This window comes from Mesorhizobium sp. M0037, from assembly GCF_040323635.1.
In the GTDB taxonomy this organism is placed as follows: Bacteria; Pseudomonadota; Alphaproteobacteria; order Rhizobiales; family Rhizobiaceae; genus Mesorhizobium.
In genome coordinates, this window is the sequence record NZ_JAMYVB010000015.1 from 34,599 (window position 1) to 56,203 (window position 21,605).

18 protein-coding genes are annotated in these 21,605 nt (G+C 63.5%); 7 read left to right on the forward strand and 11 right to left on the reverse strand.

Annotation, left to right across the window (positions count from 1 at the left end; translation table 11 throughout):
- Nucleotides 1-106 precede the first annotated feature (106 nt).
- From NKJ78_RS21590 to NKJ78_RS21600, 3 genes are read right to left on the reverse strand one after another with little or no spacing between them, the layout of a single operon-like run.
- The gene (locus NKJ78_RS21590; RefSeq protein WP_352460067.1) at nucleotides 107-1,261 is read right to left on the reverse strand and encodes an efflux RND transporter periplasmic adaptor subunit; all 1,155 of its coding nucleotides are present in this window, start codon (nucleotides 1,259-1,261) and stop codon (nucleotides 107-109) included.
- Between the two features lie 14 nt (nucleotides 1,262-1,275).
- A complete protein-coding gene (locus tag NKJ78_RS21595) occupies nucleotides 1,276-4,464 on the reverse strand; it encodes an efflux RND transporter permease subunit (protein WP_023687080.1) in 3,189 nt (1,062 codons plus the stop codon).
- On the reverse strand, nucleotides 4,458-4,718 hold the full coding sequence (locus NKJ78_RS21600) for a hypothetical protein (RefSeq protein WP_023668519.1): 261 nt from the start codon (nucleotides 4,716-4,718) through the stop codon (nucleotides 4,458-4,460). Before NKJ78_RS21600 ends, NKJ78_RS21595 begins: the two co-directional genes overlap by 7 nt.
- 242 nt (nucleotides 4,719-4,960) lie before the next feature.
- Between NKJ78_RS21600 and NKJ78_RS21605 the strand changes: the two genes are divergently transcribed.
- On the forward strand, nucleotides 4,961-5,542 hold the full coding sequence (locus tag NKJ78_RS21605) for a TetR/AcrR family transcriptional regulator (protein ID WP_023668517.1): 582 nt from the start codon (nucleotides 4,961-4,963) through the stop codon (nucleotides 5,540-5,542).
- A 336-nt stretch (nucleotides 5,543-5,878) separates the two neighbouring features.
- Here NKJ78_RS21605 and NKJ78_RS21610 read toward each other — a convergent pair whose 3' ends face one another.
- From NKJ78_RS21610 to NKJ78_RS21640, 7 genes are all read right to left on the reverse strand, one after another.
- Nucleotides 5,879-6,901 carry a LacI family DNA-binding transcriptional regulator gene (locus tag NKJ78_RS21610; RefSeq protein WP_352460066.1) on the reverse strand — a complete coding sequence of 341 codons (1,023 nt, stop codon included), beginning with the start codon at nucleotides 6,899-6,901 and terminating at the stop codon, nucleotides 5,879-5,881.
- 136 nt (nucleotides 6,902-7,037) lie between these two features.
- Nucleotides 7,038-7,832, reverse strand: coding sequence for an ATP-binding cassette domain-containing protein (locus NKJ78_RS21615; protein WP_023668515.1), 795 nt, complete (start codon nucleotides 7,830-7,832; stop codon nucleotides 7,038-7,040).
- Nucleotides 7,833-7,836: 4 nt separating this feature from the next.
- Nucleotides 7,837-8,823 carry an ABC transporter permease gene (locus NKJ78_RS21620; RefSeq protein WP_023668514.1) on the reverse strand — a complete coding sequence of 329 codons (987 nt, stop codon included), beginning with the start codon at nucleotides 8,821-8,823 and terminating at the stop codon, nucleotides 7,837-7,839.
- 109 nt (nucleotides 8,824-8,932) lie between these two features.
- A complete protein-coding gene (locus NKJ78_RS21625) occupies nucleotides 8,933-9,865 on the reverse strand; it encodes a substrate-binding domain-containing protein (protein ID WP_023687083.1) in 933 nt (310 codons plus the stop codon).
- A 296-nt stretch (nucleotides 9,866-10,161) separates the two neighbouring features.
- A complete protein-coding gene (locus NKJ78_RS21630; protein ID WP_198024918.1) occupies nucleotides 10,162-11,190 on the reverse strand; it encodes an ABC transporter permease in 1,029 nt (342 codons plus the stop codon).
- A complete protein-coding gene (locus NKJ78_RS21635) occupies nucleotides 11,187-12,731 on the reverse strand; it encodes a sugar ABC transporter ATP-binding protein (protein ID WP_352460065.1) in 1,545 nt (514 codons plus the stop codon). The genes NKJ78_RS21630 and NKJ78_RS21635 overlap by 4 nt, the downstream gene beginning before the upstream one ends.
- A 137-nt stretch (nucleotides 12,732-12,868) precedes the next feature.
- On the reverse strand, nucleotides 12,869-14,026 hold the full coding sequence (locus tag NKJ78_RS21640) for a fumarylacetoacetate hydrolase family protein (protein WP_352460064.1): 1,158 nt from the start codon (nucleotides 14,024-14,026) through the stop codon (nucleotides 12,869-12,871).
- Nucleotides 14,027-14,201: 175 nt separating this feature from the next.
- On the opposite strand from NKJ78_RS21640, the gene NKJ78_RS21645 reads away from it, so the two are divergent.
- The 6 genes from NKJ78_RS21645 to NKJ78_RS21670 all read left to right on the forward strand — a co-directional run bounded on the left by NKJ78_RS21645 (nucleotide 14,202) and on the right by NKJ78_RS21670 (nucleotide 20,309).
- The gene (locus NKJ78_RS21645; RefSeq protein ID WP_352460063.1) at nucleotides 14,202-15,479 is read left to right on the forward strand and encodes an NAD(P)/FAD-dependent oxidoreductase; all 1,278 of its coding nucleotides are present in this window, start codon (nucleotides 14,202-14,204) and stop codon (nucleotides 15,477-15,479) included.
- Between the two features lie 96 nt (nucleotides 15,480-15,575).
- On the forward strand, nucleotides 15,576-16,457 hold the full coding sequence (locus tag NKJ78_RS21650; RefSeq protein WP_352460062.1) for an ABC transporter permease: 882 nt from the start codon (nucleotides 15,576-15,578) through the stop codon (nucleotides 16,455-16,457).
- Nucleotides 16,454-17,281, forward strand: a complete 828-nt coding sequence (locus NKJ78_RS21655; RefSeq protein ID WP_023709184.1) for an ABC transporter permease — start codon at nucleotides 16,454-16,456, stop codon at nucleotides 17,279-17,281. The genes NKJ78_RS21650 and NKJ78_RS21655 overlap by 4 nt, the downstream gene beginning before the upstream one ends.
- A 25-nt stretch (nucleotides 17,282-17,306) precedes the next feature.
- Nucleotides 17,307-18,413 (forward strand): ABC transporter substrate-binding protein, encoded by a 1,107-nt coding sequence (locus NKJ78_RS21660; protein WP_023668506.1) that lies wholly within the window; start codon nucleotides 17,307-17,309, stop codon nucleotides 18,411-18,413.
- Nucleotides 18,414-18,625: 212 nt separating this feature from the next.
- Entirely contained in the window at nucleotides 18,626-19,234 is a 609-nt protein-coding gene (locus tag NKJ78_RS21665; RefSeq protein WP_352460061.1) for a helix-turn-helix domain-containing protein, read from the forward strand.
- Complete coding sequence (locus tag NKJ78_RS21670) at nucleotides 19,224-20,309, forward strand: ABC transporter ATP-binding protein (protein ID WP_023687090.1); 1,086 nt, start codon at nucleotides 19,224-19,226, stop codon at nucleotides 20,307-20,309. The genes NKJ78_RS21665 and NKJ78_RS21670 overlap by 11 nt, the downstream gene beginning before the upstream one ends.
- Nucleotides 20,310-20,749: 440 nt before the next feature.
- Here NKJ78_RS21670 and NKJ78_RS21675 read toward each other — a convergent pair whose 3' ends face one another.
- Nucleotides 20,750-21,454 carry an SOS response-associated peptidase gene (locus NKJ78_RS21675; RefSeq protein WP_352460060.1) on the reverse strand — a complete coding sequence of 235 codons (705 nt, stop codon included), beginning with the start codon at nucleotides 21,452-21,454 and terminating at the stop codon, nucleotides 20,750-20,752.
- Nucleotides 21,455-21,605 lie beyond the last annotated feature (151 nt).

Genomic DNA, 21,605 nt, shown 5'->3' on the forward strand with positions numbered 1-21,605 from the left:
TTGTGCCTTGCGGTTACTCCAAAAACGGCGTGCGGCGCTCCATAAAAAAACGGCGCCCTCGGCGTGGAAGCCGAAGGCGCCGCAGGACCGGGGCTGATAGGGGTTATCAGCTGGCCGGTTTCTCCTGGGGCAACGGCGAGATCGGCATTCCTGGTCCGATCTTCTGCAGATTGCCCGTTATCACCTGGTCGCCTTCGGCAACGCCGCTGAGGACCGCCACAAGGTCGCCGCTGGTCGCGCCAAGCGAGACGATGCGCTGGTCGACCGTGTTGCCCTTGCCGACGACATAGACATATTTGCCGAGCTGGCTCGAACCCAGCGCCACCTGCGGCACCATCAGCGCGTCGGGCAGCTGCTTGATGTGCAGCCGCACGCGGACATACTGGCCCGGCAGCAGCGAGAACTTCGCATTGCCGATGGTGGCGCGAGCCGTAATCGTGCCAGTCGAGTGGTCGACCGTGTTGTCGATGAAGGTGAGTTCGCCCTTCTGGCTGGCTTCGGTCTCGCCGGGCAGCAGCACCTCGACCTCGATCGGGCCGGCGGCCCGGGCCCGTTCGATTTCGGCCAGGTCCGTCTCGCTCGGATTGAAGGTGACGTAGATCGGGTCGAGCTGCACCAGCGTGTTCAGCACCGTGCCGGCGACGCTGACCAGCGTGCCGACCGAAGCCTGGTTGCGGCCGACGCGGCCGGCAAACGGAGCGTGGATTTCGGCGTAGCTCAAATTGAGCTCGGCCGTGCGCACCGCCGCCTGGTTGACGGCAAGCGACGCTTCGGCCTGGCGCAAGGTGCTCGTACGCTGGTCGAACCCATCCTTGGCCAGATAGCCGCTCTTGGCGAGTTCGGAGCCGCGGCCGAGATTGGAGCGCGCATAGTCGAGGCTCGCCTGGTCGCGCTGCACTTCGGCCTTGGCCTGGTCGAGAGCCGCCTTGAAGTCGTCAGGCGAGATCTTGTAGAGCAGATCACCCTGGCGCACATCCGCGCCGTCCTTAGCCGTCTGCTCCTGCAGATAGCCGGGCACGCGGGCCTGCAAGGTGACGCTGCGGATCGCCTCGATGCGGGCGGCGTAGTCAAGGTAGATCGGGATCGTCTTCTTGACCACGCTCGTCACCGGCACCGGCATGACGAATGCCGCAGGTGCTGCCGTCGCTGCCGCCGTGCCGGCATTGAGGCTGAGATTGCCCATGTCGAGGAAGTGGACGCTTGCCACCGAGACCGCTCCCAGGGCGACGGCCGTTCCCAAAGCTATTTTCCATTTACGCATTTTGGTCTCCAATTCTATTCGGCTGCTTCGGCCAGGCGCATCGGCGCTGGTTCGGCAGTCGGTTCATTATTGTCCTGGTCATGAGCAGCGTTCGGTTCGCTGCGCACGCGGCCTTCGCGCAGCTGTTCGATGACCGCGTAGAAGACTGGCACGAACACCAGCGACAGGATGGTCGCCGCGACCATGCCGCCAAACACGGTGGTGCCGATCGACTGCCGGCTTGCCGCACCCGCACCCGTCGCAAACATCAGCGGCAGCACGCCGAGGATGAAGGCGAAGGCCGTCATCAGGATCGGCCGCAGCCTCAGCCGCGCAGCTTCCATCGCCGCGTCGACAATGCTCAGTCCCTCCTCGCGCCGCCGCCTTGCAAACTCGACGATCAGGATCGCGTTCTTGGCGGCGAGGCCGATCAGCATGACGAAGCCGATCTGCGAGTAGACGTCGATCTGCATGCCGCGCAGGAACAGGGCTGCGAAGGCGCCGAACAGGGCCAGTGGCACCGCCAGCAGCACCATGAACGGCATCGCCCAGCTCTCATACTGCATCGCCAGGATCAGGAAGACGAAGACGATGGCGAGGCCGAAGACGACCGACGCGATCGATCCTGCCTTGAGCTCCTGGAAGGTGATGCCGGTCCATTCGAAACCGAAATCCCTGGGCAAAGCGGTGGCGGCGGCCCGTTCCATCGCGGCAACCGCCTGGCCCGACGAGAAGCCGGGGGCTGCGCCGCCATTGATCGTGGCCGAGGCGTTGTTGTTGTAGTGCGGCACGGTTTCCGGGCCGACGAACGGCACCAGTTTGCCCAGTGTGCTCAGCGGCACCATGCCGCCGGAGGCGTTGCGCACATAGAGCCGCGAAAGGTCGCCTGCGTCGGCACGTGCATCCTTGTCGGCCTGGATGGTCACCCGGAAGGTGCGGCCGAACAGGTTGAAGTCGTTGACGTAGAGCGAGCCGAGATAGATCTGCAGCGTGTTGAAGACGTCGGGCAGGTTGAGGCCGAGCAGTTTGGCCTTGCTGCGGTCGAGGTCGTAGTTGAACTGCGGCGTCGAGGTCGAGAACGGCGAGAACAGCTGCTGCGGGTTGATTTCCGGCTGCTTGCGCGCCTCGGCGATCACGGCTTGCGTCGCGTCGTTGAGGGCTGAACTGCCGCGCCCGGTGAGATCCTCGACGACGAATTCGAAGCCGCCCGTGGTGCCGATACCCGGGATCGAAGGCGGATCGAAGGACAGCGCGAAGGCTTCCGGAATCTGCATCAGCTTGCCGCGCACGTCGGCGACGAGCTTCGACGCGCTCTGGTCGGGGCCGCGCTCTTCCCACGGCTTCAGGATGGCGAACTCGACAGCCGAGTTCGACTGCGCCGCACTGGTCAGGAAGTTCAGGCCGCTGATCGAACCGACAATCTCGACTCCGGGCGTAGCTTGGAGGATGTCGCGCGCCTTCTGCGCCACCGCATCGGTGCGTTCCAGCGAGGCGCCGTCAGGCAGCTGGATGACGACGAAGAAGTAACCCTGGTCCTCGACCGGAAGGAAGGTCGAGGGCAACTTCTGCCAGACGAAGTAGGTGGCCACCAGGCCGGCCGCGAACAGGCCGAGCATGATCCAGCGCAGCCGGATGAGGATACGCACGCCGTGCGCATAGGCATGCGACAGTCTGTCGAAGCCCGTGTTGAACCAGCGGAACGGGGCGAACTGCGTCTCGCCGCGATGGCGCAGGAAGGCGGCGCTCAGCGCCGGGCTGAGCGTCAGCGAGTTGAAGGCGGATATGCCGACCGAAATCGCCACCGTCAGCGCGAACTGATTGTAGAGCTTGCCGGAGACGCCGGGAATGAAGGCAACGGGCACGAAGACGGCCATCAGCACTGCGGTGGTGGCGATGATCGGTCCGGTGACCTCGGCCATCGCGGCCTTGGTCGCCGCCAGCGGTTTGAGGCCCGCCTCCAATTGTCGCTCGACATTTTCGACCACCACGATGGCGTCGTCGACGACGAGGCCGATGGCCAGCACCATGCCGAGCAGGGAGAGCATGTTGAGCGAGAAGCCCATCATTTCCATGACCACCATCGTCGCCACCAGCGACACCGGAATGGCGATGGTCGGGATGATCGTCGTGCGCCAGCTCTGCAGGAAGATGAACACCACGGCCACGACCAGCACCAGCGCTTCGCCAAGCGTGATCAGCACGTCATGCATCGATGCCGACACGAAGCGCGTGGTGTCGTAGTGCATGGCGTAGCTGACGCCCTTGGGAAAACGGGCCGACAGTTCCTGCATCTTGTCCTTGACGTGCTGCTGCAGATCGAGCGCGTTGGAACCCGGCATCTGGTAGACGGCGAGCACCACCGTCGGGTCCTTGCCGAAGAAGGCCGACGACGAATATTGCAGCGCGCCGAGTTCGATGCGGGCGACGTCGCGGAGCCGCACCAGCGAGCCGGTGCCGGTGTTGGCGCGCACGACGATGTCGCCGAACTCCTTGGGGTCGCTCAGGCGGCCGACGGCGTTGACCTGCATCTCGAAGGCGGTGCCGGCGGGCGCCGGCGACTGGCCGATCTTGCCGGCGGCCACCTGGACGTTCTGTTCCGAGATGGCATTCTGGACGTCGACGGCGGTGATGCCAAGATTGGCGAGCTTGTCCGGGTCGAGCCAGACGCGCATCGAGTAGCGGCGCTCGCCGAATATCTGGACGTCGCCGACGCCAGGCAGCCGCTTCAGCGGATCGACGACCTGCAGATAGGCGAGGTTGCTCAGCGCCACCGGATCGACCGAACTGTCGGGCGAGGTCAGGTTGACGATGAGGACGAAATTTGGGTTCTGCTTCTTGATCGTCACGCCGCCCTGGTTGACGATCGCCGGCAGCGAGGAGGCCGCTTGCGAGACGCGGTTCTGGACGTCGACGGCCGCGGTACTCAAGGAATAGCCGACATCGAAGGTGATGGTGATGGTCGAGGAGCCGTCATTGGAGCTCGACGACGACATGTAGGTCATGCCTTCGACGCCGTTGATCTGCTGCTCCAGCGGCGTCGTCACCGTATCGGCGACCACTTGCGCGCTGGCGCCCGGATAATGGGCGCTGACCACGACCTGCGGCGGCGTGATGTCGGGAAACTGCGAAACCGGCAAAAGGAAATAACAAATCGTCCCGGCGAGCACCATGATGATGGCGATGGCCGAGGCGAAGATCGGACGATGGATGAAAAAGTTTACCACGACACGCAAACCTCTTTAGAAGAACCGGCCTCTTTAAAAGAATGGGCAGACCGGGACAGCCGCCTGCTGCGCACCGAACCCGGGTCCTGCAAAAAATACGAAGACGGCGCCGCGCCGCTGAGGCCCTGCTCATCGGCAACGGTCCTCAGCATCGCTTCGAAGGCGCGCGGGTTGACGCGGTCCGCTTTCATCACCAGCCGGATCATCGGATCCCGGATGGCTTCATCGATGGTCAAATCCTTGCGCTGCGACATTGGAGCGTCTCCATTCCAGCGGCCCGCATCGGACGATCGCGAACCGGTTTTCATCTCTTCACCGGCCGGAGCCGCATGACCTGCAATTTTCACCCCGTGTGATCTGGCAGGACCAGTTCACGGCCTTGTTATTGACGGAAGGCCACATAGGTGTTACCAGTAAGTAACATTCGGATAGTTACAGACCGGTAACACCCTAGTCAAGAGGTGAACCGAATTTTTAGGGAGACAAGGAGACTGCGATGGCAGACGGCATTACCGATCGTGTGCGCCCCCGGGATCGAATCCTGGAGACGGCGCAGGACATGTTTCACAAGCATGGCATCAAGGGCGTCGGTGTCGACGCCATCACGGAAGCCGCCGGCACCAACAAGATGACGCTCTACCGTCATTTTGAGTCCAAGGACGAACTGATCGTCCAGTGCCTGCGCGCGTCGGCGGCTAAAGGGGCCGCGATGTGGGACCAATTCGAGGCGGAGCATCCCGGCGACAAGCTCGCCCAGTTGCATGCCTGGATTCGCATGGCCGCTGCTTGCCTGGCGGCTGACGGTCGCGGCTGCGACATGGCCAATGCCGCCGCCGAATTGACCGAGCCGGACCATCCCGCCAGGAGCGTGATCAAGGAGCTCAAGAGCGCTCAGCGCGATCGCCTCGTTGCGCTGTGCCGGGATGCGGGCATCGGTCAGGCCGAGCTTCTGGCCGATACGCTGTCGCTGCTGTTCGAAGGGGCGCGCGTCAGCGTGCAGACCATGGGCTGCCAGGGCCCCAGCACGCAGTTCGTGCGCATGGCTGAAGGCCTGATCAGCTCTTTCAGGGCGCGCTGAATTCCAGCTTTCGGAGTTGAGGAGTCCCCATCATCCGGCGGGGCTTTTGGCTATTCTCCGAACTTGCCCGTCAACTTTAATTTAGATTCATTTGAGAATGAAAAAAGCCCGCTGCCGGGAGGAGGTGGCAGCGGGCTCGATTTCGAACGAGATGCGGGAGGAGGTGCACCGCGCTCAGCGTCGGCATCGCATCTGGGAGGAGTAGATGGCCGACACCCAGATGAGTACGGGTTGCCCAATGATTCGGCAACAATGAAAGTTGCATGGCTGCTGTGCAGATTTGCGGCATCTACCCCGACTTGTCGTACAAATCGGAGAAACCGCCACGGCGCGACTTCACTGCACCGGCACGTTTTCCTTGAAGATCAGCCGTGGCTCGATGAACTTCTTCGTCAGGTAGGGCGCGGCGGACGCGATCGAGCCGAGCAGGCGGATCACAGATTGCTCCGCGATCAGCCGCGCATTCTGGTCGATGACGACATCGGCGAGGTCGTCGACGAGATAGCCGCGCGTTTCCTTGGTCAGGTCGTGGCAGATGAAGACCGGCTTCTTCTTTGGCTTGGCCTCGAGCAGCGCTCTCGCCACACCTGAGCGCCCGGCCCCGACGCAATAGATGCCGAGCAGTTCCGGCTCGTTGTGCAGCGCCTGCATCGTTGCTGTGTAGCTGCCTTCGGGTTCGTCATTGATCTCGACCGCACTCGAGACGGTGAGATTGGGGAATTCCTCTGTCAGTACCGACCGAAAACCCATTTCGCGCTCCTCGTGCCCGCGATAGGAACGCGAGCCGACGACCATCGCCAGATGACCCTGGCGGCCATTGAGGAAGCGCCCCATCAACAGCGCCGCCGTGCGTCCGGCAACCCGGTTGCCGATGCCGACATAGGCCGAACGCGGGGCGGCTGGAACGTCGGAGACCAGCGTGACAAGGCGGATGCCTGCCTCGACCACATCGCGCAATATGTTGCGCGTTCGCGGATGATCGACGGCAATGACGCCGACGCCATTGGCCTTCAGCGACAGATTTTCAACCGCCGCCTGCAGCGCTGCCGGCGAGATGCCGCCGAGATTGTGGATCCGGCACGAGGCGACCAGCGGCAGGCGCCCCGCATAGTCCTCGATGTGCCCGGCGAGGTCGATCATGAAACCGTTGGCGCCGATCGGCAGGAAGAATTCAAGATGCGCCGGCCGCGACGGCAGCGTCACCTGATCGACCACCGGCAAATAGCCGAGCTGCTTGGCCGCCTCCATCACCCGTTGGCGGTTGGCGGCGCTCGCGCCGGCCCGGTTGTTCAGAACCCGGTCGACGGTCGCGGTCGACAGGCCGCAGCTCCTGGCTATGTCGGCAACGGTGGCTTTCATGGCTGTAGTCATAGAGCATGATCCCGAAAAGTGGGAACCGGTTTTCTCGGACAAACGGGAACCGTTTTGTCAAAAGGTCATGCTCTACAACGAGTTAGAGCGGATGCGTTTCCGTGCCAGACGGCGCGAAGACGGTTCAGCCGTGCGATGGCCCGCCTTCGATGATGGCGTCGCGGATCTCCTTGTCCGACATCCCGGTGATGATGCGTTCGACCTCGGCCACGCTGGTCTTCTTCGGGTCGATGTCGTCGGCCACCACCTTGCCCCGACGCATGACGACGATGCGGTCAACCACCTGGAAGACATGGTGGATGTTGTGGGCGATGAAGATGCAGGAATGCCCGGAATCGCGCGCGTTGCGCACGAAGCTCAGCACGCCTTGCGTCTCGGCGACGCCGAGATTGTTGGTCGGCTCGTCGAGGATGATCAGGTCGCTGTCGAAGTGCATGGCGCGCGCGATGGCGACGGCCTGCCGCTCGCCGCCGGACAGGGAGCCGATCGGCGTCGTTGGCGGGATGTTCTTGGAGATGCCGACCTGTTTCAACAGGTCGCGGGCGACATTGTTCATCGCCTCCTGGTCCATGCGGTTCAAAAAACGCGGCGGCTTGATCGGCTCGCGGCCGAGGAACAGGTTGCGCGCGATCGACAGCTGCGTCACCAGTGCCGAATCCTGGTAGATCGTCTCGATGCCGTGCGCGATGGCGTCGCTGGTGCTGCGCAGATTGACCTTCTTGCCGCGGATGAAAATGTCGCCGCTGGTCAGCGGCACCGCCCCCGACAACACCTTGATCAGCGTCGATTTGCCGGCGCCATTGTCGCCGAGCAGGCCGACGATCTCCCTTTCGTTGACATGAAAATTGGCGTCTTCGAGCGCCTGCACGCGCCCGTAGGACTTTTTGATGTTGGACATGCGGATGAGCGGTTCAGCCATGGTTCTAGGTCCCTGCCTGATGCCGGCGTTCCAGCCATGAGTGCAGCGCCATCATGCCGAGGATGATGGCGCCGATGAAGATGTTGTAGGCCAGCCCGGGCACGCCGATCAGAACGATGCCGTTGCGCATGACGCGCAGGATGAGGATGCCGAGCACGGTGCCGATGATGGTGCCGCGCCCACCGGTCAGCGCCGTGCCGCCGATCACCACCATGGCGATGACTTCGAGCTCGTAGCCGGTGCCGCTGTTGGGGTTGGCGGCCGACGTGCGCAGCGACGAGATGACGCCGGCAAGCGAAGCCATCACCGACGACAGCACGAACAGGCCGATCTTGACGCCGCTGACGTTGACGCCGCGCGCCCTTGCGGCGCCTGGATTGCCGCCGGCTGCCTGGATCCAGTTGCCGGTCCGGCTTTGCGTCAGCACGTAGCCCAGCGCGATGGCCGCCGCGATGAACCAGAAGAGCGACATGTAGATGCGGAACGGGCCGATGAAGAAATCACCGACCAGCGCTTCGGCCAGCCAGCTGCCCTCGGCGCTCCACGTCCGCTGCGGAAAGCCGTCAGTGACGAACAGCGCGGTGCCGCGCACCACCAGCAGCATGCCGAGCGTCACCAGGAAGGATGGGATTTTCAGCTGCGTGACGAACCAGCCATTGACCAGGCCGATGAAGGCCGCGATCAGCAGCGCGGCGAGGAAGCCGACCTCCAGCGAGGTCAGGCCGCTGTTGAACAGCGTCCACATCAGCACCGGCGAAAAGCCGAACAGCGAGCCGACCGACAGATCGAATTCACCCGACGTCATCAACAGCGTCATCGCCAGCGCGATCAGCCCGAGCTCGACGGTGAAGGCCAGCGTGTTGGAGATGTTCTGCGGCGACAGGAAATCGTGGTTGATGCTCCAGAACACCGCGATTTCGACGATGAGCAGAACGAAGGGCCCGAATTCCGGCCTCGCGATCAGGCGTTGGATGAGCGAACGGTTTTCCACTGATAACCTGCGACAGGAAGGGGAAGGCTGAGCCCAGCGCGCAACGCGAAGGGCTCGGCGAAAAGACAGTCGCGACCGCGGCTGCGGCCGCGACTGTTGAAGGTCTGGGTTATTTACCGGACAGGATGTCGTCGTAGACCTGCGCGGTGTCCTTTTCATAGAGCGCGCCGGTGATGACGTTGAAGCCCGGGGGAATGCCTGACGCCGCCATGTTGGCCAGCGACAGAGCGACATAGCTGGTCGCCTGCGGGTCCTGCCACTGGCCGGCATTGACGTAGCCGGTCAGCACTTCCTGGGTGGTGTCGAGCGAGTTGCCCCAGCCGACGACCGGGATTTCGCCCGGCTTGATGCCGGCCTGGTCGAACACCCGCTTGATCGAGCCGGTGACCAGATCGCCGAGGCCGATGATTGCCTTGACCTTGGCCTTGTTGGCGGTGAGATAGTCGACCATGCGGTTGATGGCCTCGGCCTGGTCGAGGGTCGCTTCGGTGATCTCATAGGTGATCCCCAGCGGTTCGAAGACGCTCTTGATGCCTTCCTCTTCCTGGACGCCGTAGGTGGCGCCGGGGATTTCGACCGGCATCCAGACGAAGTCGCCCTTCTTCACCAGGCCCTTGTCGACCAGATATTGCGCCCAGTGCTTGCCGAAGGTGACGTTGTCGCCGCCGACATAGGCGTCGAAGCTTGCCTTGGGATCGGGCGTGTTGAAGTTGATGATCGGGATCTTGGCCGTGTTGGCTTCCTTGGCGATTTCGATCAGGCTGCCCGGATCGGGGCTGGTGGTGACGATGCCGTCGGCCTTGGCCGAGATCGCGGCGCGCACGGCCTCCTGCTGCGAGGCAACGTCGCCATTGTGGAACGAGGTGTTGACGGTGTTGCCGGTGTCCTTCGCCCATTGCTTGGCGCCGGCCAGGAAGTAGGTCCAGACCGGGTCGGCCGGGCCGCCATGTGAAATCCAGTAGAACGTCTTGGCCTGTGCCGCCGCCGGAACGGCCAGCGCCACAATCAAGCCAAGCACGAGTAATCGTAGCCTCGTCAGCATTTGCTTTCCTCCCATGTTGAAAAACGACCTCCACGTCCGACGATGATCCGGGCCATGCCCTTGATCCTCTCCTCCTGCCAGCGCCGACCCGGATGCGCAGAGCATCTTCTTTTGCGGCCGATGGCAAGCCTCTATCCGCCCAATGGATGGTGGCGCGATGCAACGCGCCATCATCGATCCCATCAGATCGCATCAGTTAGAGGGCAATTCCAGGAAAAGTGTGAAACGGTTTTCCGTCCGGAATTGCGTCAACCAAGAGATAGAGATATTTCCCGGCAAGCAGGCGGGGCTTAAACTCAGGCGCGCGGATTTTCCTGGAAGCGCTCGGCCTGGCGGATGCGCAGCACCTTGTCCAGCCGGTCGAGCGCGAGCGCCAGCACCATCACCGCGCCGATCACGAAGGGGCTCCATGCGGCGTCGATGCCGAACAGGGTCACGCCGCTCAAGATGACCTGGACGATCAGCATGCCGATCACCGCACCGAAGACGGTGCCGCGCCCGCCGGAAAGCGAGGTGCCGCCGATGATCGCCGCGGCAATCGCCATCAGCACGAAACCGCGGCCTTGGTCGACGTCGGTAACGGGAGAGCCAAGCCACAGCGCGCCCGCCAGCCCCGAGACGATGCCCATCAGCACCAGCGTCTGCAGCCGCACAGCACCTGTCGGGATGCCGGCATAGAGCGCCGCCTGCGGATTGCTGCCGACGGCCTGGATCCGGTAGCCGAAGCGGCTGCGGTGAAGCACGAGGTGCATCACCACCGCCATTGCGACGAAGACAAAGACAGCCGTCGGCACAAGGCCGAACAGCTTGCCGTGAACGATCTCAAAGAAGTCGCCGCCTGGGCTGGCCGGAGCTGTCGCTTGCATCTTGACGGCCACCGCCGCCAGGCCCCGGAACATTGCAAAGGTGCCCAGCGTAACGACGATGGCCGGCAGTCGCAGCGCCACCACCAGCAGGCCGTTGACGAGGCCGAGCCCGGCGCCGAGCAGCACGCCGGCAAGGGCGGCAAGCCACGGGTCGATGCCGGCGGCCAGGAGGAATGCGGTGAGAAGGGCCGCGAGATGGAATATCCAGCCGACGGAAAGGTCGATCTCGCGGAGTGCGAGCACGAACACCATGCCGATCGCCAGCATGCCGGGATACGCAGCGGTTTCCAGCAACGACAGCACATTGGCCTCATCGAGGAAATCCGGCCGGGCAAAGCCTGTAATCGCCACCAGGACAACGAGCCCGATGAGCGGCCTGAGTTCGACAGGCAGGCGAAGGCTGCGCTTCGGGTGGGCAGCCGAACCGGCAAGCTGTAGCATGGGATCCAATCGTGTCATGCCATGGCTCCCACGAGTTTCTTTTTCGGCCGCTCCGCCTCCGGCATCTCGCCGGTGGTGGTCAGTTGCAGCACTGTCCTTCGCTTCATCTCGGCGCCGGACAGCTCGCCGGCGACCCGGCCGCGGTGGAAGACAAGGACGCGGTTGCTGAGGTTGGTCAGTTCGGACGGCTCGACCGAACGCAGCAAAACGATACAGCCATTGGCTGCCATCTGCCGGATCAGCGCATAGATCTTGCGCTTGGCAGCCGCCTCGATACCGCCAGCCGGATTGTCGAGGAGCAGCACTTGCGGCGCCGTCTCCAGCCATTTGGCGATTACGATCTTCTGCTGATCGCCGGCCAGCAGCGAATTCACCGGCGCGTCCGGCAGGCCCTTGATGCGCAGCGCGTCGATCTGCCTTGCGGCGGCGGCGATCGCGGCCTTGGGCGAGCAGCGGCGCGACCCCCAGTTGCGGGCGCCGGTAGCGATGTTGCCTATGTTGAAGGCCAGCGACCGGTCGGGCATCAGGCCGTTGCACAGGCGGTTGGCCGGCACCAGGCCGATGCCGCGCCGCGCCGCTTCGGTCGGATTTCCAGGCAAGCCGTAGCCGTCGGGGAGCCGCACCCTGCCGCTTTGCGCCTCGCGCAGGCCAAACAGCATCTCGAACAGGTGTTCAACGCCTGACCCCTCAAGCCCGGCCAAGCCGAGGATCTCGCCGGAGCGGGCGGTGAAGCTGACGCCGGAAATCCGGCCGCCGCTCAGACCCTCCACCGTGATCCGCGGCCTTATCGTGCTGGCATTGGCCGGCAGTGCAGGCGGGAACAGGCTGCCGCGCTGCTGGCCGATCATGGCGTCGATCACATCGGCTTCGCTCAACGCCGAGCGCTCACTTGTCAGCACGTCACGGCCGTTGCGCATCACGGTGACCTGGTCTGCGATCGCAAACACATCCTCCAGCCGGTGCGAGACATAGAGCACGCTCGTGCCCTTGGCCTTGAGGTCACTTAGTACGGTGAACAGGTGCTCGGTCTGGCGCCGGTCGAGCGCAGAATTCGGTTCATCGAGGATCAGCAGCCTCGGGCCTTCCAGAATTGCGCGGCCGAGTTCGACATATTGCCGTTCGCCCATGCCGAGTTGTCCCACAGGAGCGTGGACATCGAGGTCGAGCTTGAGTTGCCGAAGCAAGGTGCGGCTGCGTGCCTCCATCTCGCGCCTGGAGACGAAGCCATTGCGCAACGGCTCGCGATTGACGAACAGATTGGCCAGTACCGAGCGGTCGGCAAACAGGCCGAGCCCCTGGTGGACGACGCCGAAGCTGTGCTTGCGTGCAGCGATCGGGCTGTCGACGGTGACGATCTGGTCGCCGACGCGGATGGTGCCGCTGTTGGGCCGGAGCACGCCGGCAAGCACCTTCACCAGCGTCGACTTTCCGGCGCCGCTTTCACCGACGACAGCATGGATGGTCCCCTGTCCGACAGACAGGTTCATATCCCTGAGCGCGACAACGCCGCCATAACGCATGGCGAGATTGCGCACCGATATCATCGGCAAACCGAGCATGCGATTCGGCCCCCACAGACCGCGCCCCGATCCTGGAGCGAATTTCCGATACAGTCACCCGGATTCCGCTAACAAACGGCTTACAGGGACCGGATACGAACGTTTATCGGCTATCCGTTCGTCCCGCTGCTCCGAAATCAGATCAGGTCGGCCTTGGCGAGGTCCCGCATGAGATGGCTGGCGCCGTAGGTCCAGTGCGGGCAATCGGGCGACAGAAGCACGCGGTTCACCAGCGCGCCGAATTTCTCCGACGAGATGGTGACGATGTCGCCGATCTTGTGGGTGAATCCCTTGCCCTTCTCGCCGCGATCCTTCGACGGCACGAACATGGTGCCGAGATAAAGCGCCAAGCCGTCGGGATACTGGTGGTGCGGCCCCATGGCGGCCGCGACCAGCTCTTCGGGCGAACGGCTGATCTCGGCCATCGAGCTCGCGCCCTCCAGCGAAAACCCGTCCTCGCCCTCGACCTTCAGCCGCACAGTGGCGCGCTTGACATCGTCGATGGAAAAGCTTGCGTCGAACAACCGGATGAAGGGCCCAAGCGAGGCCGAGGCATTGTTGTCCTTGGCCTTGCCGAGCAGCAGCGCCGAGCGTCCCTCGACGTCGCGCAGATTGACGTCGTTGCCGATGGTCGCGCCGACGATCTTGCCGGTGCTGGCGGCGATCATGGCGATCTCCGGCTCGGGGTTGTTCCAGGTGGAGACAGGATGCAGCCCGACATCGGCGCCGAAGCCGACGGACGCCATCGGCTGGCATTTGGTGAAGATCTCGGCGTCGGGGCCGATGCCGACTTCCAGATATTGCGACCAGGCGCCGCGCTGGATGAGCTTGGCCTTGATCTCCATAGCTTCGGGCGAGCCGGGCTTCAGCTTCGACAGATCGTGGCCGATCAGCCCGGCAATGTCGGCGCGGATGGCGTCGGCCTTTTCCGCCGAGCCGCGCGCCTGCTCCTCGATGACGCGTTCGAGCAGGCTGACCACGAAGGTCACGCCCGACGCCTTCACCGCCTGCAGGTCGACAGGCGAGAGCAGATAGGGTTTTGCCGGGTCGCGGGTGGCCTGAAAACTGTTGGCGGCGATCGCATCGAGCGAACCGATCGGTTTGCCCTTGGCAGAGCGCACGTGTCCGGCCGGATCGACCATCTCGCAAATGTCGCGCACGGTGGGTGCGGTGGTCGAGGTGATGTTGAAAACAATGCCGTCGCGCACGGTGACCACCAGCGGATGCGAGGCATCGCTTGCCCTGGCTCGGCCGATGAAGAGCCCGTCGGCGGGAAGCTGCGTTGGGTTCGTCATGGCTTACGGTCCTTTGATGATCGAGATGGCAGCTGGGCCGCTGCACTTTCACCGGATTCACGCCAAAGGTCTATCCCGTGGCGCAGGCAATTGTCGGTTCTGACATGAGGCCCGCTCTTTCAAAAAATGAAACTGGCACTAGAATTTTCATTTTCCGCATACTCCAGGTGAAGCCTTGCCCGCACCGTTTTCCGTTCCGATCTGGCAGAAGCCGCAGACCGCATCCGCCTTCCAGTCGCTCGTCACTGCGCCGGTCGACGTTGCCATCGTCGGCGGCGGCTTCATGGGCCTGTCGACCGCCTTGCACGCGGCCCGGCTCGGTCTCGGTGTACAGGTGCTGGAGGCTGGCGAGATCGGCCAGGGCGCCTCGGGCCTCAATGGCGGCCAGGTCATTCCCGGCCTGAAATATGATCCCGAATGGCTGCTCGAGCATTTCGGCCCCGAGCGTGGCCAAGCGCTGGTCGATTTCGCCGCCTCGACGGCGGATACGGTGTTCGATCTCATCCAAGACGAAAAGCTGGCGGTGCCGTTCACCCGCAATGGCTGGATCCAGGCCGCGCATACCGAAACCGCATTGAAAGCGGCGGCGAACAGGGATCGTCAATGGCGGGCGCGTGGCGCCGATGTCCGGCTTCTGAATGAAAGCGAGATCGCCGCTATGACCGGCGCGCAAGGCTATCTCGGCGGCTGGCTCGACCGCCGCGCCGGTATCATCGATCCGCTCGCCTATACAGTGGAACTGGCGCGCATCGCCGCCGCCGCCGGCGCCAGCATTGCCGAGCGGCAGAAGGTGGTGAAACTCCGCAAGGAGGCCGGCCTTTGGCGTGTCTCAACCGAAAGCGGCGCCGAGGTGCGGGCGAAAGCGGTTGTCCTGGCGACGAACGCCTATACCGATGGACTGCTTCCGGGCCTCGCGGAAACGATCGTGCCGCTGCATTCCTTCCAGGTCGCGACCGCGCCGCTGTCATCCAACCTTGCGGCGACGATCCTGCCGGAAGGGCAGGCGGTGTCCGACTCCAGGCGCATTCTCGTCTACTACCGCAAAACAGCCGACGGCCATCTGGTGCTTGGCGGCCGCGGCCGCATGGCGCGGCCGAGGAGCGAGGCCGACTGGGCGCATCTGCAGCGCGCGCTGGTGCGGCTTTATCCGGCGCTCTCCGATGTCGTCATCGAGAAGCGCTGGTTCGGCCGCGTGGCGATGACACCGGATCACCTGCCGCACATCCATGAGCCGGAAAAGGGCCTGCTCGCCGTGGTTGGTTGCCAGGGCAGGGGCGTCGGCCTGATGACCGCGCTGGGAAAACGCATGGCGGGCTACCTCGCGGGCGGCGATGTCAATCAATTGCCGTTCCCGCTGTCGCCGGTCCGGCCGATTCCGTTCCACGCCTTCCGCCAGGTCGGCGTCGCCGCGACCATCGCCTGGTACCGGATGCTCGACGCCTTCGAGCGCTGATTGGGCGCCGGTCGCCTAGGCCTCGTGGATTCAGCTTGACAGTTTCACAAATATGAAAAAAGCTAAGCCGATTTCATATTTCCGTTGAGCAGTCCGATGTCGAGCATCGTTGCACCAGAAGCGCCGGCAGGGTCGTCCCGAGGCTTCCGCTTCGCCATGTTGCTGCCGGGCGGGCTCGTCACCTTCTTCCTGATCCTGTTTGCCCTCGGCCTGGTGCTGTTCCTCGCTTTGCGCGGCAATGACGGCTCGCTGCTCGGCGCCGGCTTCACGGCAGGCAACTTCATCACCGTGGTCTCCGATCCGCTCTACTGGACGGTGACGCTGCGCTCGCTGGTGATCGCCGGCCTGGTGACGCTGGCGACCGTCGTCACCGCCTATCCCGTCGCCTACTATCTCGCCTTCCATGCCGGCCGCCGCCGCAGCCTGCTTTTGTTTCTCGTGACCCTGCCGTTCTGGACCAGCTATCTCCTGCGCGTCTTCGCCTGGAAGATCGTGCTCGCCTACAACGGCGTCTTGAACTCGGCGCTGATCGAAAGCGGCATCTGGTCGGAGCCGACGCTGGCCTTCCTCAACACGCCGGCGGCGGTGGTCGTCACGCTGGCGCATGCCTATGCGCCCTTCGCCATCCTGCCGATCTATGTGGCGCTGGACACCATCCCGAAATCACTGCTCGAAGCCGCCTCCGATCTCGGCGCCAGACCGTTCACGGCGTTTCGCCGCGTCGTCTTGCCCAATTCGATGCCGGGCGTTCTGGCGGCCGCCCTCGTCGTCTTTGTGCCGACGGTCGGCGACTATGTCACCCCGGCCATGGTCGGCGGTCCCGCCAGCACCATGATCGGCACATTGATCCAGTCGCAGTTCGGCAAGGCCAATGACTGGCCGGTCGGGGCGGCACTTTCAGTCTGCGTGATGCTGGTCATCCTCTGCGTGGTGCTGGTCGCACGCGGCGCCGACCGCAAATTCGGCAGCCGCACATGAGCGCGGCGCGGAGAGATGATGGCCGCGGCTGGCTCGGCGTCTATGTGCTTGCCTATCTCGTCTTCCTCTATCTGCCGGTGCTGTTGATCCCGCTGTTTTCCTTCAACAACTCCATCCAGGCCGCGTTTCCGCTGCAGGGCTTCACGCTCGAATGGTATGCCACGCTCTATGGCAATCCGGCGCTGTCCGGCGCGCTTTTGAACAGTCTCGTCATTGGCGTCGTGGCCGCCGCCGGCGCCACGCTCTGCGGCATCACCGTCTCCTATATGGACCTCTACGGTCGTTCGCCGCTCGCCGCCACCATCAGCGCCATCTCCAGGCTGCCGATCCTGATCCCCGGCGTCATCGTCGGCATATCGTTGCTGATCCTCGTCAATCTCATCGGCCTCGGCCCGTCGCGCATCGCCATCGTTCTCGGCCACATACTGGTGGCGCTGCCGACCACCGTGGTGATCATGCGCAGCCGGTTTGCCGCAATTCCGAAAACCATTCGCGAGGCCGCACTCGATCTCGGCGCTTCCGACTGGACGACCTTCCGGCGGGTGATGTTGCCGCTCTCGCTGCCGGCCATCGTCTCGGCCTTCATGCTGGCCTTTCTGATTTCCTTCGACGAGTTCATCGTCGTCTTCTTCCTCGCCGGCACCGAGCCGACGCTGCCGCTCTACATCTGGAGCCAACTGCGTTTTCCTCGCTCGCTGCCTACCGTGATGGCGCTGGGGACAGCTATCCTTGCTGTGTCCGTCATCATCGCCGGCATCGCCGAAATCCTGCGCCATCGCGGGCTGAGCACAGCCCGTCGGACGGCGCCCACCAGTCCAGCCTGAACCATAACAAAAGAGGAGAACCGAAATGGCATTCGACCCGAAATCAATTACTGGGCTGAAATCGATCACTGGCCCGAAATCGATCACTGCAAAGACAGCCCGCACCGGGCTTGCCGCGCTTGCAATCGTCCTGTCGTCGACTGTCGCCTTCGCCGCCGACAAGCTGCAATATTTCACCTGGTCCGGCTATGAACTGCCCGACTTCAACAAGAGCTTCCTGACGGCCCATCCGGATGGCGTCGAGGCCTCGATCTTCGGCGACGACGACGATGCCTTCACCAAGGTCAAGGCCGGCTTCCGCCCCGATATCGCCCATCCCTGCTACGACAAGGTGGCGCGCTGGAACAAGGAAGGCCTGCTGCAGCCGATCGATACCAAGCGCATCAAGAACTGGGATTCGATCTTCCCGGTGTTCAAGAACCTGCCCGACATCCAGGCCGGCGACGGCAAGGTCTGGATGGTGCCGTGGGACTGGGGCAACACCTCGATCCTCTACCGCACCGATCTGGTGAAGAACCCGGAAGCGAGCTGGAACCTTCTGTGGGACAAGCAATATGCCGGCCGCATGGCGACCATCGATGCCGTGCATGACACGCCGATCGTTGCAGCACTTCTGGCCGGCGTAAACCCCTTCGATATGACGCCGGAGCAGATGGACAAGGTGGCGGAAAAATTGCGCGAGCAGCGTCCGCTGCTCTCCAACTACACCACCGACATGACCTCGGTCGAACAGGCGCTGGCCAGCGGCCAGCTGGTCGCCGCCATGACCTGGAACGCGTCGGCAACCTCGCTGAAGAAGCAGGGCGTGCCGGTCGAGTTCATGAAGCCGAAGGAGGGCATGCTGACCTGGGCCTGCGGCTTCGTCATGCTCAAGGACGCCAAAAACGTCGACCTCGCCTATGACTTCATCAACAGCCGGCTCGACGCCGACTCGGGTAAGTACCTGATCCAGGCCTACGGCTATGGCAGCTCGCTGAGCACCGCCTTCGCCGGCGTGGCGAAGGACGAACTGGACAAGCTGCAATTGCCGGCGGACCCGGAGGTGATGCTGAAGACCACCATCTTCACCGGACCGATGAAGCAGAATGACGATGTGGCGAAGATGTTCGAGAAGGTGAAGGCTGGGGGGTGAGCTGAGGCTGGGGTGTCCCCTTCTCCCCTTGTGGGAGAAGGTGGATCGGCGCACAGCGCCGAGACGGATGAGGGGTGTTCCAAGGAACGCCAACGTCTCACTCCGCTGGAACACCCCTCATCCGTCGCCTTCGGCGACACCTTCTCCCACAAGGGGAGAAGGGGGAGCCTATCAACCCCGCGCCGCGCCAATAAAGAGACGAGGACCCACGCATGGACATGCTTGACGACGCAACCGAGAAGCCCAAGGCCGACGCCGACATTCGCGTCGGCCGGCGCGTGCGGGCGCTGCGGCTGGAGCGCAATTTGTCGTTGGCCGAGCTGGCAGCAAAAGCCGGCGTCTCCATCGGTGCGCTGAGCCAGATCGAGCGCGGCCTGTCTTCGCTGCGCGTCAAGGTGATCTGGCCGCTTGCGGCCGCGCTCGACATCGAGCCTTCGGCGCTGATCACCGACGGCAACGAAGCCGCCAACGATCTCTATTGCGTGCGCGCCGACAAAAGGCGGCAGCTCCCGGTCAAGTCGGAAGGCATCGCCAAGGCGCTGCTGTCGCCGCCGGGCGCGGCGCTGACCGGCCTCTTGGTGACGGTGGAAGCCGATGGCGGCACGGCGGAAGCCTATGCGCATATCGGTCACGAGTTCGGCTGTGTCCTGTCGGGCGAGGTCGAACTGGTGGTGGACTCGACAAAATACGTGCTGAAGAGCGGCGACTCCTTTGCCTTCAAGAGCACGCTTCTGCACGCCTTCCGCAATCCCGGCACCGAGCCTTGCCAGATCCTCTGGGTCAACACCACCAAGCCGTCCGAGGTTCGCGATGGCGCCTGATGCGCTGGTACGCCTGGACACGGTCTCGAAGGTTTTCCCCGGCGGCATTGTCGGGCTCGACGCCGTCGATCTCGACATTATCAGCGGCGAGTTCATCACCCTGCTCGGGCCCTCGGGCTGCGGCAAGACCACCAGCCTGCGCGTCATTGCCGGTTTCGAGAGCCCGTCGAGCGGCAAGGTGCTGCTCGATGGTCGCGACATCACCGCGCTCAGGCCGTTCGACCGTCCCGTCAACACCGTGTTCCAGGATTATGCGCTGTTCCCGCATATGAACGTCGCCGAGAATGTCGGCTTCGGCCTGTCGCTGCGCAAACTGTCCGGCGCCGAGCAGGCAAAGCGCGTCCGCGAAGCCCTCGACATGGTCGGCCTCGCCGACAAGCTCGGCGCCCGCGTTTCCGAACTGTCGGGTGGCCAGCGCCAGCGCGTCGCGCTCGCCCGAGCCATAGTCTGCGAGCCGCGCGTTCTGTTGCTCGATGAACCGCTGTCGGCGCTCGATGCGCATCTGCGCGAACAGATGCAGGTCGAACTGAAGCGGCTGCAGTCGCGGCTCGGCACCACCTTCGTCATGGTCACCCACGACCAGACCGAAGCGCTGTCGATCTCCGACCGCATCGTCGTCATGAACAAGGGCCGCATCGAGCAGATCGCGCCGCCGGCCACGCTTTACGACCGGCCGGCGACGAAATTCGTCGCAAGCTTCATCGGCACCATGAACCTCTTGCAATCGCGCTTCATCGGCCGCGACGGCGACCGCCTGCGCTTCGCCGCTGGCGGGCTTTCGCTGGAAGCAACATCTGAAACCGGCGACACACCCGGCGAAGGCACTGAGCGCACCATCGGCGTTCGCCCCGAGGACTTGCTGGCCACCACCGATGCCGCCGCCGGCACCGCGCCGGCGCGCGTCAACTCCATCGTCTTCCACGGCCGCACGCTGCGGCTGCATGCTGAGCTGGGGCAGGGATTGCCGGTGGTGATCGATGCGCCGCGCCAGGCCGAGGGCTTTCAATTCAGCGTCGGCGACGTGGCGCATATCAGCCTGCGCCGTGGTGCCAACTGCCCTATGCTGCCAAGCTGATCCAACCCAATCCCTTCATCGACGGTTGGATTTAACCTGCTGTGAAGATCGCCAAGGTGGAATTAAGTGTGAATTGACTCGCAAAGGAACATATTCCTACTTTGCGGGATGCCCGAACTAAGCACCCGACCGCGCCGAAATGTGCAAACCCTCTGCTTGGCGCATGAAGTCGGGCAGCTAATTCGTGTTCGATGTCGGAACTGCAACATCACTCGACACTATCTGCCTGGCGATCTCGCAAAGCTGGTTGGTGATATCCCCTTTTGGGATGTGGAGCGGCACATGCGGTGCGAGCGCTGCAAAGGTCGTGAGCTCGATGCAGGCATCATTCTGCCAAGCGCTGCTGAACGCCTTAAAATTCGCGTCAGACGTCTTGTCGAAATCCGCATGGTTCGCCGGGTAATCTGGCGAGACGACGATTGAGGAGAGCCGATTCCGGGCTAAAACAGAGACCCTTGGGCCGGGGCCTGTGGTGGGAACTTGATCTGTGTGGCTGGCTTCTCAACGATCACCAACGCGTCGTTGGGCGCCGTCCGCTGCAAATGCCGTGCTTTCGACCATGGCGCCGTCAGCCAAGCCTCGGTTTCCTCCGGCGTGGTGAGGATCACGGGCATAGCCTTCTCATGGATCGGCGCAATGAGAGCATTAGGCTTGGTGGTCATGAAGGCGTATAGCTCGAAGTCGCCGGGACCGTCCTTGACCTTTCGCACGCCCTGCCAAGACGTCCAGAAACCAGCGAAGAAGAACAGCGGCCGGCTCTCGCCACGGGCAAACCAGTAATTTCGCTGGATTCCTGTTTCCGGGTCTTTATCGTTCGCCGCAGGGCTGGGCTCGGCAAAGCTGGTCACCGGCACGACACATCTGTGCTCGACGCCCACATATTGCTGCCAGTGCGAATATTGCGGATTGCGAACGTTGGTGGTGCCGTAGTCGGCCTTACCTTTCATGCGCTCGGGCGGCGTTGGCAAACCCCAAAGCAGTTTCGCCAGTTCACGCTCCCCATCCGTCCTGTTGCGAACGACAAGCCCAGGTTGATTGGGATAGACATCAAGCGAAGGTTCGAGGTTGCCGCTGATATCGCGCAATGTGCGGGTCCATTGGCGGACCGCCTCTTGCGTCGTCGTGATGTTGTAGAGGTTGCACATGCACCCAGCATTGCGGAATTGGCTTTTGTCTGCAACCGAAGTCGCTGTCCGACGCCGCCGCAATCGTCGTCACACAGCCGCGCTATATAATCGTCCTGACACACCTTGTCAGCTGTCGTGCGGGTAAAGGTGGCGGGCCGGCAAGCGCTTC